This window comes from Agrobacterium fabrum str. C58 (assembly GCF_000092025.1).
GTDB classification, from domain to species: Bacteria; Pseudomonadota; Alphaproteobacteria; order Rhizobiales; family Rhizobiaceae; genus Agrobacterium; species Agrobacterium fabrum.
In genome coordinates this window covers 940,410-957,237 of the sequence record NC_003063.2, presented here as the reverse complement: position 1 = coordinate 957,237, position 16,828 = coordinate 940,410, and the positions used below count along the sequence as shown (strand labels likewise).

The 16,828-nt window shown below is 57.9% G+C and carries 15 protein-coding genes and 1 tRNA gene; 10 read left to right on the top strand and 6 right to left on the bottom strand.

The annotated features are described in order from the left end of the window. Window positions 1-3,327 carry a transglutaminase family protein gene (locus ATU_RS17985; protein ID WP_010973386.1) on the bottom strand — a complete coding sequence of 1,109 codons (3,327 nt, stop codon included), beginning with the start codon at window positions 3,325-3,327 and terminating at the stop codon, window positions 1-3. Window positions 3,328-3,616: 289 nt separating this feature from the next. Here ATU_RS17985 and ATU_RS17980 point away from each other — a divergent pair, with 289 nt between their 5' ends. Next, the gene (locus ATU_RS17980) at window positions 3,617-5,425 is read left to right on the top strand and encodes an ABC transporter ATP-binding protein/permease (RefSeq protein WP_035256911.1); all 1,809 of its coding nucleotides are present in this window, start codon (window positions 3,617-3,619) and stop codon (window positions 5,423-5,425) included. A 41-nt stretch (window positions 5,426-5,466) separates the two neighbouring features. Here the strand turns inward: ATU_RS17980 and ATU_RS17975 are convergent, their stop codons facing one another. After that, on the bottom strand, window positions 5,467-5,661 hold the full coding sequence (locus ATU_RS17975) for a hypothetical protein (RefSeq protein WP_035256959.1): 195 nt from the start codon (window positions 5,659-5,661) through the stop codon (window positions 5,467-5,469). Between the two features lie 173 nt (window positions 5,662-5,834). Between ATU_RS17975 and ATU_RS17970 the strand changes: the two genes are divergently transcribed. The 3 genes from ATU_RS17970 (at window position 5,835) to ATU_RS17960 (ending at window position 9,059) form a co-directional block, all read left to right on the top strand. After that, a complete protein-coding gene (locus tag ATU_RS17970) occupies window positions 5,835-6,224 on the top strand; it encodes an acyl-CoA thioesterase (RefSeq protein WP_006313469.1) in 390 nt (129 codons plus the stop codon). 168 nt (window positions 6,225-6,392) lie between these two features. Continuing rightward, the gene (locus ATU_RS17965) at window positions 6,393-8,636 is read left to right on the top strand and encodes a polysaccharide deacetylase family protein (protein WP_010973382.1); all 2,244 of its coding nucleotides are present in this window, start codon (window positions 6,393-6,395) and stop codon (window positions 8,634-8,636) included. A gap of 333 nt (window positions 8,637-8,969) precedes the next feature. Then, window positions 8,970-9,059: transfer RNA gene (locus tag ATU_RS17960), tRNA-Ser, on the top strand. 190 nt (window positions 9,060-9,249) lie between these two features. Here the strand turns inward: ATU_RS17960 and ATU_RS26680 are convergent. After that, on the bottom strand, window positions 9,250-9,444 hold the full coding sequence (locus tag ATU_RS26680) for a hypothetical protein (protein WP_236762306.1): 195 nt from the start codon (window positions 9,442-9,444) through the stop codon (window positions 9,250-9,252). Between ATU_RS26680 and ATU_RS26995 the strand changes: the two genes are divergently transcribed. From ATU_RS26995 to ATU_RS17935, 5 genes are all read left to right on the top strand, one after another. Next, window positions 9,368-9,610 (top strand): helix-turn-helix domain-containing protein, encoded by a 243-nt coding sequence (locus ATU_RS26995; protein ID WP_352230364.1) that lies wholly within the window; start codon window positions 9,368-9,370, stop codon window positions 9,608-9,610. The genes ATU_RS26680 and ATU_RS26995 overlap by 77 nt on opposite strands. Then, a complete protein-coding gene (locus ATU_RS17950; protein WP_162180309.1) occupies window positions 9,607-10,473 on the top strand; it encodes a hypothetical protein in 867 nt (288 codons plus the stop codon). The genes ATU_RS26995 and ATU_RS17950 overlap by 4 nt, the downstream gene beginning before the upstream one ends. Window positions 10,474-10,561: 88 nt before the next feature. Beyond that, complete coding sequence (locus ATU_RS17945) at window positions 10,562-10,795, top strand: hypothetical protein (protein WP_162180310.1); 234 nt, start codon at window positions 10,562-10,564, stop codon at window positions 10,793-10,795. A gap of 48 nt (window positions 10,796-10,843) precedes the next feature. Beyond that, complete coding sequence (locus ATU_RS17940; protein WP_051883813.1) at window positions 10,844-13,141, top strand: AAA family ATPase; 2,298 nt, start codon at window positions 10,844-10,846, stop codon at window positions 13,139-13,141. A gap of 786 nt (window positions 13,142-13,927) precedes the next feature. Further along, complete coding sequence (locus tag ATU_RS17935; protein ID WP_010973375.1) at window positions 13,928-14,230, top strand: hypothetical protein; 303 nt, start codon at window positions 13,928-13,930, stop codon at window positions 14,228-14,230. A gap of 302 nt (window positions 14,231-14,532) precedes the next feature. On the opposite strand, the gene ATU_RS26990 is transcribed toward ATU_RS17935, so the two are convergent. The 3 genes from ATU_RS26990 to ATU_RS17920 all read right to left on the bottom strand — a co-directional run bounded on the left by ATU_RS26990 (window position 14,533) and on the right by ATU_RS17920 (window position 16,028). Then, window positions 14,533-14,826: a helix-turn-helix domain-containing protein gene (locus ATU_RS26990; RefSeq protein WP_010973374.1), complete on the bottom strand. Its 294-nt coding sequence runs from the start codon at window positions 14,824-14,826 to the stop codon at window positions 14,533-14,535. Beyond that, the gene (locus ATU_RS17925) at window positions 14,823-15,455 is read right to left on the bottom strand and encodes a recombinase family protein (RefSeq protein WP_010973373.1); all 633 of its coding nucleotides are present in this window, start codon (window positions 15,453-15,455) and stop codon (window positions 14,823-14,825) included. Before ATU_RS17925 ends, ATU_RS26990 begins: the two co-directional genes overlap by 4 nt. Before the next feature lie 153 nt (window positions 15,456-15,608). Further along, window positions 15,609-16,028 carry a hypothetical protein gene (locus tag ATU_RS17920; RefSeq protein WP_035256924.1) on the bottom strand — a complete coding sequence of 140 codons (420 nt, stop codon included), beginning with the start codon at window positions 16,026-16,028 and terminating at the stop codon, window positions 15,609-15,611. 262 nt (window positions 16,029-16,290) lie between these two features. On the opposite strand from ATU_RS17920, the gene ATU_RS17915 reads away from it, so the two are divergent. After that, window positions 16,291-16,812 carry a hypothetical protein gene (locus ATU_RS17915; protein ID WP_010973371.1) on the top strand — a complete coding sequence of 174 codons (522 nt, stop codon included), beginning with the start codon at window positions 16,291-16,293 and terminating at the stop codon, window positions 16,810-16,812. The last annotated feature ends 16 nt before the right edge of the window (window positions 16,813-16,828 follow it).

The following is a 16,828-nucleotide window of genomic DNA, read 5'->3' as shown; positions in this document are numbered from 1 at the left end:
TTACACTCCGTATGGCCGGCGCAGATCGAGCGTCAGCGGAAATTCTGGCGACACGGTTTCCGCCATCAGCGGATATTGCCCGGCCGTATGTCCCCATGGTTCGAAACGGGCAAGGCGGCGAGCCTCGGCCTCGTTGCCGTTGACAGGAAACGTCTCGTAATTGCGCCCGCCCGGATGAGCAACATGATAGATGCATCCGCCGATCGATCGCCTCGACCATGTATCATAAATGTCAAAGGTCAAGGGTGAATTGACGGGCAGGACGGGATGCAGACCGGAAGAGGGCTGCCACGCCTTGAAGCGCACGCCGGCGACCGCGACACTGCGGTTTTCCGTTGGTGTCAGCGGCACGGCACGGCCGTTGCAGGCGACGGTGTAACGAGAAGGATTGGAGGTTTCCAGCCGCACCTGCAGGCGCTCCACGGAGGAATCGACAAAACGCACGGTGCCGCCGATTGCGCCCTGTTCGCCCATCACATGCCAAGGTTCCAGCGCCTGACGCAGCTCAAGCTTCGCACCCTCATATTCCACTTCGCCGAAGAAGGGGAAACGGAATTCCTGCTGGGCTGTGAACCATTCCGGTTTCACGTCGAAGCCGTTTTCCCTGAGGTCGGCGAGCACATCCTGGAAATCCGTCCAGATATAATGCGGCAGCATGAAACGGTCCGCGAGCGCGGTGCCCCAGCGCACGAATTTGCCGGCGGCCGGATTTTTCCAGAAGCGGGCGATCAGCGCGCGCACCAGCAATTGCTGGGCGAGCGACATGCGCGCATTCGGCGGCATTTCGAAACCACGGAACTCAACCAGGCCGAGACGACCGGTCGGCCCATCAGGCGAAAACAGCTTGTCGATGCAGATCTCGGCGCGGTGCGTATTGCCCGTCACATCCGTCAGCAGATTGCGGAACAGCCGGTCGACCAGCCATGGCAAAGGCGGAACGCCGTCGCCGGGGGCGGGCACCTGCGCCAGCGCAATCTCCAGCTCGTAGAGACTGTCGTGGCGGGCTTCGTCGATGCGCGGCGCCTGGCTTGTCGGGCCGATGAACAGACCGGAGAAGAGGTAGGAGAGCGACGGATGCCGCTGCCAGTGCAGCACGAGGCTTTTCAGAAGATCGGGCCGGCGCAGGAAGGGGCTGTCATTCGGGTTCGCGCCGCCCACCACCACATGGTTACCGCCGCCGGTGCCGGTGTGGCGGCCGTCGATCATGAATTTGTCGGCGCCGAGACGCGTCTGGCGCGCCTCCTCATAAACTGCCGTGGTGATATCGACGCAATCCTTCCAGCTTGCGGCGGGGTGGATGTTGACCTCGATCACACCGGGATCGGGCGCGACGCGGATAACATTGATACGTTCGTCATGCGGCGGCGCATAACCCTCGATATGGACTGGCAGTCCAAGTTGGGTGGCAGCCGCTTCCGCTGCCGCGATCAGTTCGAGATAATCCTCGATGCGCTCCACCGGCGGCATGAAAACGCAAAGCCTTCCGTCACGCGGTTCCACCGACAGGGCGGTGCGCACTGCGCCACCGATTTCACCGAGCGTCTGCTCGATGCGTTCCTGCCCGGTTCCTTCGTTCGCATGGAACGAGGCTTCGGGCATGGCGCGGCCGGAGGGCGTTAAGACATCGGGAAGCGGCCCTCTCGGGATCGAAGGGTCGGCCTCATGGATATAGGGGTAGGCCGATGGCGGCACATAGGGCAGGGTGCCGAGCGGCAGGCGGTAACCGACCGGGCTGTCGCCCGGAACGAGGAAAATCTTGCCGCGCCGCGTATTCCATTTTTCGCTGATCCAGCGTTCGCCGGCGGCGCGTGTATTCCACGCCTGCACTGGCAGGATGTAGCCGGTAGGCGTCGTCAAGCCGCGCTCGAAGACGCGGGCGATGCGGTTGCGCTCTTCCGGGTCTTTCAGTCTGGAATTGGACGGGTCGACATTATCGGGCAGGCTGCCTTCCTTGATGATCCATTCTGCCGGATCCTCATAGGCTGGCAGGACCAGATCAGGCTCAATGCCAAGCTGTGTGGCGATACCGCCCAACAACTTCTGCGCATCCTCGGTCTTGACGCCGGTATCTGCGCCTTCCTCGGCTATCAGCGCCGGGTTCTGCCAGATCGGCAGGCCGTCCTTTCGCCAATAGAGCGAAAAGGTCCAGCGCGGCAGGGTTTCACCTGGATACCATTTGCCCTGACCGTAATGCAGAAAGCCGCCGGGGGCGAAACGCTCGCGTAGACGGCGGATCAATTTGTCCGCCTTCTCTCGTTTCGTCGGCCCGACCGCGCCGGTGTTCCATTCATCGGCTTCGAAATCGTCGATGGAAACGAAAGTCGGCTCGCCGCCCATGGTCAGGCGGACGTCCTGCGCGTTCAGAACTCCGTCGACCTTTTCACCGAGTGCGTTGAGGTTCTCCCAGCTTTCATCCGAAAAGGGCTTGGTGATACGCGGTGTCTCGGCAACACGCCGGACCTGCATGTCGAAGGCGAATTCCGTATTGGCATGGCCGAAATAACCGCCCGAAATCGGTGCGGCATTGCGGTAATGCGGTGTCGCCGCCAGCGGAATATGGCTTTCACCCGTCAGAAGCCCGGAGGTCGGGTCAAGACCGATCCAGCCGGCGCCGGGCATGTAAAACTCGGCCCAGGCGTGCAGATCGGTAAAATCCACCTCGGTACCCGAGGGGCCGTCGAGCGCCTTGAGGTCGGGTGTCAGCTGGATGAGGTATCCCGACACGAAACGGGCAGCAAGGCCGAGATGCCGCAGCACTTGCACCAGCAGCCAGCTGGTGTCGCGGCACGATCCCTTGCCGGAAGCGAGTGTCTCCTCTGGCGTCTGGACGCCCGGCTCCATGCGGATGACGTAACCGATTTCCTGCTGCAGGCGGGCATTGAGACCAACGACCATGTCCACCGTCGGCTGCTCCGGGGTCCGGTCGACGGTGGCCATGAAGGCGGCGAGCAGAGGGCCGGTCGGCTCCGGCTTCGTGTAGATGGAGAGATCGTCGCGCAATTCCTGCGGATAATCGAAGGGCCATTTTGTCGCCTCTTCCTCCACGAAGAAGTCGAATGGATTGTAAACGGTCATATCGGCGACAAGATCAACCTCGATCTTGAACTCCGTTGCCGGCTCGGGAAAAACGAAGCGGGCGAGGTAATTGCCGTAGGGATCCTGCTGAAGGTTCACGAAGTGATTGGAGGGTGAAACCTTGAGCGAGTGGCTGATGACGTGGGTTCTGGAGTGCGAGGCGGGCTTTAATCTGATGATTTGTGGTCCAAGGCGGACCGGATTGTCATATTTATAATGCGTCAGATGATAGATGCTCGCTTTGATCGCCATTAATCTGCCTTGCCCGGTTTTCCGGTTTATGCGGTTGTCCGCCCCTCTGAAATTACCGGGATTTTGTGCAATGCAGGAAAAGAAAGCAAGGATCATTTCCGGGGGTAGAACATTGTTGGTTGAGGCCGCGCTGTCTGCCTCAGGAAGAATGGTCCGGGCTTATCAATCATCGCCGCTGAGATTTCGCCGCGATTGTGGACAAGGTCGAACAGCGTGTTATTGCTTGGCATCGCAAGGCGCAGAATCGCGACCCGCTTTCTTTGCCGATTGACGTTTCGGAATGGAATGAATGGCAACAACGGTGACCGACGACCAGCGCAAGAGCGCGGCGAACCTTTCGGGTTTCGATCTCGATTTTCCGGCGCAGCTGCGGATGATGGGGAGTGCCTTCTGGACATCGCCGGTGCGCAACCGGCTGATCTTGCTGTCGATTGCGCTGCTGACGGTGATATTGCTCACCGCCTACGGGCAGATCAGGCTCAATGAATGGAATGCGCCGTTTTACAACGCGCTCGAGCGGCGCGATCTCGATGCCTTCATTCATCAGCTCGAAGTTTTCGCGATCATCGCCGGGCTGCTGCTTCTCCTCAACGTCATCCAGACATGGCTCAACCAGATGACGGCGCTGAACATGCGCGAGGGTCTGGCCAAGGATATGGTCGATCAATGGCTGAAACCGGGTCGCGCCGCGCGTCTGGCCGGTTTCGGCACGATTTCGATCAATCCGGATCAGCGCCTGCATGACGATGTCCGCAATCTCGCGGAAAGCAGCACGGCGCTTTCGATCGGTCTCGTGAATGCGACTATTATTCTCGTCAGCTTTATCGGCGTCCTCTGGTCGCTCTCGGCCGGTTTTGCCATCACCATCAGCGGCAACACCTATGCGATCCCAGGCTATATGGTCTGGGCGGCGATCTTCTACGCCGGGTCCGCCTCGCTGCTCAGCAACCTCGTTGGCTACCGGCTGGTGGGGCTGAATGCCGAGCGTTATTCCAAAGAGGCGGAACTGCGCTTTTCGCTGATGCGGGCCAGCGAAAATCTTGCCGCCATTGCGCTTGCCCGCGGCGAAAAGAATGAACGGCGGCGGATCGGCATCGATATCGATGCGGTGCTCGGCGTCATTCGCGGGCTTGCCATGGCGCTGACGCATCTCACATGGGTATCGGCGGGTTACGGTTGGCTAGCGGTGGTGGCGCCGATCCTGATTGCCGCGCCCGTCTATTTTTCCGGCAACCTCACCTTCGGCGGGCTTATGATGGCCGTTGGCGCTTTCAACCAGGTCAATACGGCGCTGCGCTGGTATATTGACAATTTCGGCCCTATCGCCAGCTGGAAGGCGACCTTGCAGCGCGTTTCGGTGTTTCGCAATGCGCTTATCCAGATGGACAGCGTGGAGCAGCACGGCCTAGCGATCGACCTGCAGCGCAGCGTGGAGAATGAAAAAATCCGCCTGCAATCGGTGATCATCTGCCGTGATGCGGGCGGGCAGGATGTGGAACGCGGCTTCCGGCTGCGGGAGAACGAGGTCGGGATCGGGCCTGGCGAACGGCTGATGATCAACGGCGAACAGGGTGTGAACCGGCGGCTGCTGTTTGCCGCCATGGCGGGCCTGTGGCCCTGGGGGCAGGGCAGGATCGAGATGCCCGAACAATCCGACACGCTGTTCATTGCCCAGCACGGTTATCTGCCGGCGGGTTCGCTGCGCGAAATCCTGGCCTATCCGCGTGCGCCCCAGCGTTTCACCGATGCGGATTACCTCGCGGCACTGATCGCGTGCGGGCTCGGGGAAATGACTTCCCGTCTCGACGAAAACATCCGCTGGGACAAGAAACTCGATTCGGATGAGCAGGCCAGCATCCGCATTGCCAATGCCCTGCTTTTGAAGCCGAAATTCGTCGTGATCGACGATTTGCTGGAAGGTCTGGAAAAACAGACGCAGGATACGTTGGCGCAGGTTCTGAACGGGATGGAAGGCGCGGCGATCATCTATATCGGCCGGTCGGAGACTTTTCTTTCAGTCCTTGCTCCGGCTGTGGCCCATCTTGACCACGCCTCCCAGAAGGAAACCAGCCCGAAACCAGACGGCACGTCGCAATAAGTCGCGAGGCCACGGGTCTTGGCTTGGCACATGGCTGCTGATCAGAGCCGCAAATGCCATTTTTCAGAGTTAAGCCGCGGCTGTTTGGCGAGGCTTACCGTGGTTGTCGGCTCCGTCTGCGGTCGTAGCGCAAGGGTGCCTGTCGCCAGGCTGATGGCGACGATGCCGGCGACCACCATGACAATCCGATCGTAGCGCTGCTGTATCGCGTTATTTCCACTCCAGTCATAGGCCATTTGCACGCCCCCGCGTTTTTTGGAATCGTGCCCCATCATGGTTAACCGAAGCTTACGATGACTCTGTTATTCCTTGCTGTTTTGGAGGGGCTGCCGCGACAAATCGGCTATTGGCTGAAAGGACGGGGTTGTTTAAGTCCGGCAGCGGGAGGTTTGTGAAAGGAATTCGAGACATGGACCAGCAACCGCCCGCCGATATGGAACTCACGCTCAGAACGCTTGCCATGCCCGCCGATGCCAATCCGGCCGGCGATATTTTCGGCGGTTGGGTCATGTCGCAGATGGACCTTGCCGCTTTCGTCCGCGCCAATGATGTGGCCGGCGGCCGCACCGTGACCGTGGCAGTCCATGAAATAGTCTTCAAGAAGCCGGTCAAGATCGGCGATACGCTGTGTGTCTACACGCGGATCGAAAAGATCGGGCGCACGTCCGTCACGCTGAAGATCGAGGCATGGACCCGCAGGCACTATCAGGATTCACGCGACAAGGTCACCGAAGCCGTCTTCATCATGGTTGCCGTGGATGAGAATGGCGAGCCACGCCCGGTGCGCAAGGAGGCGTGAAGCCCCCGTTCTTTTCAAAGCAAATTCTCAAGCGCCGGCTAAAAGACCGAAGAGCATGGCGCTTTTGCCTTCTCGCGAACGGATAATCATTCACTCAATACTTTAGAAATATCCAATTTATTTATCAATTTTTGCGATCAAGATGTGGAATAGGACGGGGATCAGGCTTTGACCATTCCAGGTGTTGTTATTATCGGCGGCGCTCACGGCACGCTTGCCCTTGCCCGCAGTCTCGGCGTCCTGAATGTGCCTGTCTATTATCTCACCCATGATTCACCGCTGCCGGGCTGGTCGCGCTTCGTGCGGGAAACAATCCGCTGGGCCGGTCCGCATGATGACGGGGCGATGGCATTTCTGCGTGAAATGGCTGAAAAACCGGGCCTGAAGGGCTGTCTGCTGGTGCCATCGGGCGACGGTGAGGTTCAGCTTGTTTCGCAGCATCGCGAGGAGCTTTCGGCGCTTTACAAAATCATTCTGCCGGAGTGGACGAACCTGCAATGGCTGTGTGAAAAACCGCTGCTCTATAAACGTGCGGCGGAACTCGGCGTCAGCATCCCCCGAACCTATGCGCTGACATCGGCTGCCGATATCGACGGGCTGGATGTGATGTTTCCCGTCATTCTCAAGCCGCATATGGGGGGCGGCAACACTTCGATCGCCCGGGCGAAAGTTATCCGCGCCGATGACCGAGAGGAGTTGAAAGCCGCTTTCGTCGATGCGAGTGGAGAGATCGGTCCTGACAATGTCGTCGTTCAGGAACTCATTCCGGGTGGAGGCGAAAGCCAGTTTTCTTATGCGGCCCTTTGGCTGAACGGTGAACCTATCGCCGAATTTACCGCGCGGCGCGCAAGGCAATATCCCGTTGATTTCGGTTATACCAGCACCCGTGTCGAGGTCGTTGATAACCGCCAAGCGATCGAGGCGGCCCGGAAAATATTGAAATCGGCGGGCCACAGCGGGCTGGTCGAAGTGGAATTCAAACTTGACGGCAGGGATGGGGCGCTGAAACTCCTCGATGTCAATCCACGCCCTTGGTCGTGGTTCGGCCTCTGTTCGGCTGCCGGCATCAATCTTGGCGGGCTATTGTGGCGGGTGGCCAATGACATGCCCACCGGGCAGGCGGTCATCGCGCGGCAAGGTACGTCCTGGTCCTATCTTGTCCGCGATGCCGTTGCCGCTTTCACATTGGCACGAAGAGGGGAGGCGAGACTTGGCGATTATCTCGCCTCCCTTGGCAGGATCCGCAGCTGGGCCGCTTTTGCACCGAACGATCCCTTGCCGGGCATGATCGATCTGCCGCTGACGGCCTTGCGGGTGTTGAAAAAACGTATCCTTCCCGGTCTGGCGTCGGGACAATCGGCAAGGGCCATGTTGCCGCCGGTCAAACGCTTTGTGAAATATGGGGCCATAAGGGTGGGGCTGGAGGTGAGTTCTCTTCCTCCTGTCCGCTCCGCATTTCCATCCCTTGCCGGGCGTGGCGTGATCTTCACGCTTCACCATGTGCGCCCGGGGCAGGCGGTTTCGGCTTTTGCGCCGAATGTGCAATTGTCCGTCACGCCGCAATTTCTGGAAGAGGCCATAAAGGCCGCGCTCGAATCCGGTCTCGTGCCCGTTCATTTGCATGATCTGCCGGCTCTGCTTGCCGACACCAGCGAAGTCAGGTCGTTTTGCGCCTTCACGCTTGATGACGGCTATCGCAACAATGCCGAACATGCTGCGCCGATCTTCCGCAAATACGCCGTTCCCTACACAATTTTCATCACGCCGGGTTTTGTCGAGCGGAGCCGCAGTGTGTGGTGGGAAACGGCGGCGGCTCTGACGAAGAAGGTCACATCGTTCGAATTTGATTTTGGTGCAGGGCCGGAGCAGGTGGAATGTGCCACGCCGTCACAGAAGGTGGAGGCGTTCGCCCGGCTTGAAAACTTCGTCCAGGAATCCCCGGAAGATGAAGCGGTGGAAAGGATCGATCGCGTCGCGAGGCAGCACGGCATCGACCCCATCGCGATCGTGGATGACCTCGTCATGGATGCGGCCGAACTCAGGACGCTGTCGAACGATCCGCTCGTGCATTTTGGCGCGCATACCATGACGCATGTAAATATGCGCAAGATCGATGCAACACGCCTCGTCCATGAGATCGAGGAATCGACACGCCGGGTAGAGGCTTATGTCGGCCAACGGCCGCAATCCTTCTCTTATCCCTATGGCTGGGTCAGGGCCGTGGGTGAGCGCGAAGCGAAAGCGGTGTCGGAGGCGGGCTTTTCCGTGGCGGTCACCACGCAGGCCGGTGTTCTCGGTCCACATAGCCTCGAAAAGCCGGCGCAGCTGCCGCGCGTTTCGTTGAACGGGCGCTTTCAGAAAAAGCGTTTCGTCAAGGCGCTCATCTCGGGCCTGCCTTTCCGGTTCATCTAGCGGCTATATCTCCCTTTCTTCTATTGCCGGCCCTGAGGCGATGAGTGGCTTTGGCGGGATTTCGCCATGCGTATGGTATTTTTTATTCACATTCTTTTATCTATTGATTCCTGCGGCGCTTTAAGCGGCTGTGAACATGCCGCAAGAACGCGGCGTGCAACGTGTAATGCCAATGCGCGTCACCCGAAAAATACTCACTCAACAACCAGACTCCCAAGCCGCCTTCCTGACCTCGTGCATGACGAATAATTTGTGACACAAACACCAAATTCCGCTTGTCAGTCTGGCCATTGATGTTTATGAGGAGCGCGCAACGCAAGCGTTCGCGCATGCGGAGAGGTGGCAGAGTGGTCGAATGCACCGCACTCGAAATGCGGCATACCTGCAAGGGTATCGTGGGTTCGAATCCCACCCTCTCCGCCATAATACACTGAAATCATTATGAAATTTTAGGAATTTAGGGCGGCGCCCTAATGATTACCCTAACGCTTGTGCGCCGTCGCTCCAAGCAGACGGTTACAAAATGTGATCGCTGTACCATAGTGTAGCATCCAGTCTCATTTTGTCTCATGCTGTCAAAAGCTTGAGCTTGCTTGGCGTATTACATAACGTATTACATACGTAGTACATTGATTTTACAATGATTTTTATATTTGACGTTCAGTGGGGCAGCAATATCCTCCGCAGCATATTCGCTAGTGGAGATACCAATGGAAAGTTTTCCTGCTGCAATGTCCGTCGCTACCGCCGCAAAATACATCGGCGTGTCGAGATCACACTTGTATCGCTTGATAAGTGGCGGTGCCATCACCGTAGCCAGACTCGGACACCGGACCATAATCCGACGAGCCGATGCTGATCGCCTTCTAGAAAATGCGTTGAAGCCTACGCCGCTAAACCTCGCATTCGTTGGTTCAGTCGGTGTCAAGGACGGGCCTACCCCGAGTGGTAAGGGTGGTGGTGTATTCGGATGACTATCACTCCGCACCAACATAGCTTTTTGGCGATCGCTTGTTTGGCACAAGAGCATTTTGAGTTCATGGACCACCGCATGTCGGTCGATGGCTCGGTTTCTCTTCCTGACGAAGTGGCTGCAGCGCGCGTCCGACGCTACTACAACGACGCCGAGGCGGATTTACACGCTGGAGCAGTATGGCTCGTACAGAGCCAGCTTGGCACGTTCGTTTCGCAAGAGGCATTATCTGTCCCAGCAGCTCAGTCGTTTATTGCTCAGTGTGCAGACGACGTAAAAAAAGTGAACCGATACCAGCGACACCTAAGAAGCTCTCGTGAGTTTCACGATAAGGCGCCGGCAATCTCAATCGATAACACTGACCCAGATCGCCCAAGGGCGGCTTTCCGGCCAATTCGGGAAACGCAGGTGAGCATCATAATCGGTGCATACTTGTCGCTACCTGATGGTTTCAGGACATGGGCTCGGACCGCTGATCTTCTTAACAGAGGAATACCAACAGGCGATCGTGGCGGGCTGAATGACGGACATGTTCGGAATGCGCTGTACAGTGGCGTAAGGCATGCGCGAAGGCTTTTCGCCACAAATTCGGAGGCTCTGGCGTGGTCAAGGGCGCTGCTTGATTGGGCGGTGCTAGAGCACGTTTGGGTGAGGGCGCGATCCCATCAACAGCCTCGAAAAATCGACGTTGCAGGTCTGGATGCGTTGCGCGCTACCGGATTGCTAGAGGAATGGCGAGGCGAAATTGAGCGAACGGTGCAGTTGCGTGTTCCATCGAATTCCGGAAGCCTCGCCATGCTACAGATGCACATCAAAGATCTCAAAAGCCTCCAGCGAAAACTGTTGCGGAGACGCGCCAATTGATCCGCGTTTGCTTGCCTGTGACAGGCGCTTTTTTCGCGGTTCTTCAAGACGCAACATGGCAATCTGACAATACGGAAGTCTCACGGTCATGAAAACAATGCCAGAAAAACCGACATCGAACGCCTACCCAATTAAAGAAGCAGCGAAAATCGCCGGACGGTCCATAACCTGGCTGCGTCAGCAGCGGCGCTTCGGCTCGCTTGTTCCGACAGAGATCAACGGTCTGCAAGCCGTAACCGCCGAAAGCCTGCACGCCCTCGTCACGCGGGATAGAGCTGCGCGTGAGCTGCTGATCAGGCTCGTTATTGACAACACCAAATGAACGAGCCGGCGCACTCGTCACAGTGCTGCCGGCTGGAGATTTTCTTAAATGCTTCATCACAATATCAATCACAGCCCTTCCAGGCAACCCGCCAGAAGTTTCGCTGAGCTGCGTGCGGCGGACATCGAGCGACGAACAAGCTCAGCTTCTGAACGCCCTAATGTCGTGCTGGCCGAAAAGCCTTCTCATGATGCAATCGAGTTTCTGAAATCTCTCGATCCTGATGGCCGGCACAACCTCACCGCGTTGGACCCGAAGCGCGAGGCGCCGCCGGAAGCACGGACCTTTGCAGCCAATGACTGGCCCGCAATGGCGGATTGGATCGACAAGCGTGAGGGCCGACGAAACCTGTATTTCAGTGTGAATGAACCGGCAGCTATTGCGCCGAACAAGAAGCTCTCCAAATCCGATATGTCGGCTATCCGCGCGTTGTGCATCGATATCGATATTGAGAAACCTCCGTCAGGCGCGGATCTCGCGACGCACTTCGAAAAGGAACGCTCTCGCCTTCGCGAGATCGCGCGCCAGCTGCGGGCCGATGTGTGCCCACCCACAGCCGTTCTGGATAGCGGTGGCGGTATCCAGGCGTTCTGGATCCTATCTGAAAAACTCGATGCCAAAACGCACCAGGTGGCAGCAGAGGCGCAAGGCCGCGGCCTCATTCACCGGTTCGGCGGCGACAGCGTCGAAAACGTCGATCGCATCATGCGCCTCCCAGGAACAACCAATATCCCCACCGCTGAGAAGGTGGCCCGAGGTCAGCAAAGGCGCCGGGCATCCGTAATGTGGTGTGGCGCGCGGTACGCTTTTCAAGAGGTAGGCAACCATTACCCTCCTGCGTCGAAAGCCGACGCTCTCGATCGAAATCCGGAAATTGAGCAGCTGAAGCAGGCGATCGACGTCCACAAGGTTTCGGCCGCCGCCAGCTTTGACGAATTGCCACACGACCTTCGAGATAAATTCGAGCTAGCGTGTGCCGAGCGGCCAGCGCTGGCTAGGTTATGGGCATCCGGCCAGGCCAACGGCGCGGATAAGTCGGCATCCGCTGCACGCTTCAATCTCGCGCTTCGATTGAAGACAGCATCCTTCTCGATCGATGAGTTCGGTGCGCTGCTGTACGTCTGGGAGCACGCCACAAGCCCCCACAAGCCGCGTATAGAGGAATGGGACGATCAAGAGCTCCGAAGAGAGCTTGCACGCTGCTGGGCAAACGCCCGCACTGAGCCGGATCCACTCGATTTTTTCGAAGAAATCCCCGACGACATCATGGAGAGCCCGCCGAAACAGCACAAGCCGACGAAGCTGCTGGATCTCGTTTCGTTCAACGATGCGGCCGGCTCCGCTCTCGACCATTCGACGAAACCGCTCATCAAGGGCCTGTTGGACGAGGGAGCACTTTCGGTTCTTTATGGCGAGAGCAATGTCGGTAAAACCTTTGTTGCCATGGATCTGGCGTTCCATGTCGCAACGGGTATGTCATGGGCTGACCGAAGGACGGCGCAACTAGGCGTCGTTTATGTTGCCGCCGAGGGCGGGCAAGGCGCCCGGCGCCGTGCGAGGGCTTTGCAGCAGCGGTTTCAAGGGCAATACGCTGGCGACCCACGTTTTCAATTCCATCTGTCAGGGGTCAACCTCCGCAACGCCGAAGCGGATCTCGTCCCGTTGATCGAAACTGTCCGAGCATGCGAGGGCGTCGGCCTTATCGTGATCGACACGCTGTCTCGCGCGCTCGCTGGCGGCGACGAGAATGCGTCGACGGACATGGGGGCGCTGGTAAAGCATATCGATCATTTGCGCCTGCAGACGAAGGCCCATGTGATGCTGGTCCATCACTCGGGGAAAGAAAGAGCGCGCGGTGCGCGAGGTCATTCCCTCCTGCGTGCCGCTACTGACACGGAGATCGAGATCGCGGACAACGAGATTAACGTCACCAAACAGCGTGACCTCGATGGCAACTTCCGCCGGGCTTTCGTTCTCGATCGTGTCGAGCTTGGCCGAGACAAAGACGGCGACCCGATAACATCGTGTGTCGTCCGTCTTGTATCACATACAGAGAAACCGGCAGGCGAGCCGACGGATGCCGAATTGGAAATTCTGGCGATCCTGAACAGCCTTCAGGACAAAGAGGCGTCGGCCAATGGTTTCAAAGAAAGCGCGATCGTCGATGCGTACGCAGCGACCTACGCTCCGTTGAGCAAGGAAGCGTTGCGGTCACGACTTCGCACCATGCTTAAAAAGCGTCTCGTCGCGAGGCCTAAAGCTGGTCTTTGGTGTGTGCGGCGGGACAATCTGTCCGACAGAGAGAAGGTTGAGGCCTGGTTTGAGCAGATCAATGATGATGATTGACGCGGTGGGCAGCGGTGCGAAATCGGTGAAACATGAAACCCAATAATTTCAATATGATAGATAAAGCGGTGGTGTGCGGTGGAGAGCGGTTTTTTCGTTCCGGCCCAAAACGGTGGAGCGGTGGGGGTATATATATACCCACCACCCCACCGGTCCCCGAACCACCAGGACCGTAGAGGTTATTTTCGCCGTGGATGGCTACGCAGTCTAAGCGATACCTTAAGGGCGTTGAAATTGAAGTTGGGGTTTAATCTGTGAAATACCCTGGACATATCGAGCAGGCGCGCGCCGCTATCCTCCGTTGGCACCGAAACTTGCGGACGACCCGCAAGCAGTGCGGCGCAAAGCGGAAACATGATGGGAAACCCTGCCAGCAGATCGCTATGGCGAACGGGCGCTGCTGTTACCATGGCGGCCGGACGCCGAAGGGTGACGCGTGGCACAAACCGCGATGGCCTAACCGCGACGCGGTAGACGCCGAAAAGAAACTGGCGGGAAAGCTTCGAGATATGGAGAAAGCGCAGCGCGCGCGAGATAAGAGGCTCGCGAACATGACGCCCGCACAGCGAACACGTTACGATCGGTGGCTAGCTGCACACAGGGCCGTTTCCGCGACAGGTCGGGCAGAGGCACGTGAGCGACGGAAACAAGCGAAGGAAGCCCGCGCCTTGATCGAGCTACGGCCGCCGACGGTCAGTGCAGAAGTGGACAGAATTCAAACGCTGATTGACGAGTTAGAGCGCCGCGCTACGCCGCGTTTCGATGTATTCGATTAAGGAGGGAGCCATGGCTAAGCAGCCGAACGTAGACGATATACAAAGAGATTTGCTTACCCGGATCCGCACAGAGGGCGTACGGGCCGCATATGAAGCGAGCCTTGCAGTATGCAGCGATGTAAAAGCTCCCGCGCCGGCGCGCGCGACAGCTTCCGCGACGTTGTTCCGCGTCGCCGGCTATTTCGACAAGCAGGAGCGAGACAACGAAAAAGCGCCGCATGAAATGACGAGCGAAGAACTGAACGCCGAAATCGCGCGTCTCGCCCGCCGGTCAGCAACCACGGCTACCGACGACCCTGACGTGTTCGATTAGCGAGATCCTCGCCGAAGGAACACGACGTTGCCAGAGGGCTGACCCGCACACCTGTCTTCAGCTGGCCTTGGGATGACACCTGGTCGCAGCTCAGCGCGTAGAATTCTCGCGCTCTCACATATCAGTTCCGCAAGCTCTATGTTCCGAGCTGCGGCGCCGGCCGTCAGATCTGACGAGCGGAGCTGATCCACCAGGGTTTCCGCAGCGACGGCGAGATAATCCGCCTGACAGTCAGCAGGTAGCGGCATCGGTATATCCTTGTTGGATCGGGACCGCAGATTACGCTGCTGATCGGCCAGAGGCTAGGGCTTTACAGCTGCGCGCTTTCCTTTTCGCTTCAACAGGACAGCTTGCATAGCCCACTTGCGAGCGTCTTCAGTGCTCAAGCTCGTGTCGGACTTCTTTTCGCGCTTTCCCGTCGAGCTGGCGAGGCGTGAATTCTCCGCAATGAACGCATCGAGGTCCGTCTGCGCGATGAGAACCGGGCGGCCAGGAAGATACGCCAGCCGCCCGGAAAGGCGCAAACGTTGCACCTTCTGCCGAGAGCAACGCAGTATTTCGGCCACTTCCGGCTCCGTAAGAAAGCGATGCGTCATGCTTTGGCCAGCGCGTCTTCTTTGATACGCCGGGCAAGGCGGAAGAGCGTGGACCTTGAGCAGCCGGTCGCGGTGACGATGTCGTTCCAGCTCATTTTAGATTTCAGCATGCGTATCAGCGCTGCGTTGCGGTCCGTATCTTCTGGCCGCCCCTTATAGCGTCCCGAGCTTTTCGCCTTCTCGACGCCCTGCGCCTGCCGCCGGCGACGGTCTTCATAATCCTTGCGCGCGATTGCTGCCAGCATATCGAGCATCATCGCGTTGACGGCCTTGAACATGCGGCCGGTAAATGGGTCTTCGGCAGCGGCCAACATCATATGCGACGTGGGAAGATCAAGAGCCACGACGCGCACCTGTCGCGCGTCTATCTCGCTCTTGAGCGCCTCCCAATCGGCCTCATTAAGTCGCGACAGCCGGTCAACCTGCTCTGTCAGCAACACGTCGTTCGGGCTGCAGTCCGAGAGTAGCCGAAAAAGCTCCGGACGCTTCAGCGACGCGCCGCTTTCATTTTCGACATAGAATGCAGCGATCGAAAAACCTCTGTCTTTTGCGAAGCTTTCCAGCTGTGTTTTTGCGCGGCCTGCATCCTGTTCTTTGGTGCTGGCTCGCAGATAAGCGCGGACAAACATGTTTGAAACCTCCACGGTTCGATTTGAATAGTTCCTAAAGTAGTAGTCTGTTTTGAGTGGTTCCAATAATCGATCCCTGCGGCTTCTTGAGGCTGTGAAAGCGGTTCGATTGAGGTACACCCAAAAAAATCATCCTAAACTCTCGCGAAAGCGTCACCCTTCGGCCGCTTTGAGAGCTTCAAGGGCCCGATGCCGGATATCCGGAAACTCCGTATGGAGAACCATCACTTCCAAGTCGTCCCGCGCTTCATAAATCTCGTCGGGGTCATTCATGGCCTTTGCCCGTAGGAGCTCCGCAGTAATTCTCAGAAGCATAGCCAACTCCAACTCTCTGTCTGTTCGCCTAGGGGGTTCGAAGGCGACCACGTCAGCGACGGCGAAGCCAACCTGGGCCCGGCGTTCATTTCTGAGATTGGCGTAACTGGCGAAATTCACAACGTTGTTCATAGCAGCACCTTTCGAGACTGTTGTGCTGCTAGATTCTTTTACATGGTTCTTTAAGTCAACAGTAAATTTCCATATTCCTGCATTAATTTTGACGAACTGATAGTATAAATAAATATTGTCGGTCAATGTATTTTGATGCGTGCAACATTAAGATACGAATAATGCAGCATCTATATTCAAGAACGAATGCTTAATTGCTGTGTGGCGTACGCGAACACGCACCCCGCCCCCTGGGTATACTCTGAATTGCAGCCGGAGCGGCACGCCGGGATCCGGCACAAAATCGCGCGAGGCTGGAACTTTTCAAACTTGCAAAGCTGGTTACCGCGAAACGCGCGAGGATATCGCCCGCTATATTCGCGGTTACTCGCCAACTATCTTTCAAATCATGATGAACGATCAGGAACTCGACTATAACGGACTGCCGCCCCTTGGCTGCGAAGCTTCGCCCGAGCCGACTGAGCTTGAGCACAAGATTGGTTGGCTTTGCGATTGCCTCGCTCGCGTTGCGGCCGGCGCGGAACAAGCGTTCAATTTGTCCGAAGCCCTGTGTTCTCTTCAAACCGAAACGTCACGCCGGCATGCCCGGATTTCTCCGACCCAAAGGGACAGGCTGTTGCGATCGCTTGCGATGGCACACACGTCAATATTGCGCCTGTTTGATGCGTCACGGGAATGGCCCACTGCGGCGGAAGCTGTGGACGCCGTTGCCGGCTTGATTTGCTGGTGGGCCGAAACCGACGAAGCGCGCGATACCCGGCACAAACACCTCTTCGCGGATTTCCAAGCATATGCCCGTTGGTTGCGGAACACATGCCACAACCTTTGCCTGCTCGAAGATATTGTTCGAAGGGCCGGCCAGCGCCGTGCCGACGTGATCGCAGACATAATCAGGCGGACCGCAGCATGACCCCGAGACCGCCCAA

Excerpts from the sequence above, each read along its gene's own strand:
- ATU_RS17980 (WP_035256911.1), top strand. The coding sequence starts at position 3,617 with ATGGCAACAACGGTGACCGACGACCAGCGCAAGAGCGCGGCGAACCTT.
- ATU_RS17935 (WP_010973375.1), top strand. The coding sequence starts at position 13,928 with ATGGCTAAGCAGCCGAACGTAGACGATATACAAAGAGATTTGCTTACC.
- ATU_RS26680 (WP_236762306.1), bottom strand. The coding sequence starts at position 9,444 with ATGGCACCGCCACTTATCAAGCGATACAAGTGTGATCTCGACACGCCG.
- ATU_RS17945 (WP_162180310.1), top strand. The coding sequence starts at position 10,562 with ATGAAAACAATGCCAGAAAAACCGACATCGAACGCCTACCCAATTAAA.
- ATU_RS17970 (WP_006313469.1), top strand. The coding sequence starts at position 5,835 with ATGGACCAGCAACCGCCCGCCGATATGGAACTCACGCTCAGAACGCTT.
- ATU_RS17925 (WP_010973373.1), bottom strand. The coding sequence starts at position 15,455 with ATGTTTGTCCGCGCTTATCTGCGAGCCAGCACCAAAGAACAGGATGCA.
- ATU_RS17975 (WP_035256959.1), bottom strand. The coding sequence starts at position 5,661 with ATGGCCTATGACTGGAGTGGAAATAACGCGATACAGCAGCGCTACGAT.
- ATU_RS17915 (WP_010973371.1), top strand. The coding sequence starts at position 16,291 with ATGATGAACGATCAGGAACTCGACTATAACGGACTGCCGCCCCTTGGC.
- ATU_RS17940 (WP_051883813.1), top strand. The coding sequence starts at position 10,844 with ATGCTTCATCACAATATCAATCACAGCCCTTCCAGGCAACCCGCCAGA.
- ATU_RS26995 (WP_352230364.1), top strand. The coding sequence starts at position 9,368 with ATGTCCGTCGCTACCGCCGCAAAATACATCGGCGTGTCGAGATCACAC.
- ATU_RS17950 (WP_162180309.1), top strand. The coding sequence starts at position 9,607 with ATGACTATCACTCCGCACCAACATAGCTTTTTGGCGATCGCTTGTTTG.
- ATU_RS26990 (WP_010973374.1), bottom strand. The coding sequence starts at position 14,826 with ATGACGCATCGCTTTCTTACGGAGCCGGAAGTGGCCGAAATACTGCGT.
- ATU_RS17985 (WP_010973386.1), bottom strand. The coding sequence starts at position 3,327 with ATGGCGATCAAAGCGAGCATCTATCATCTGACGCATTATAAATATGAC.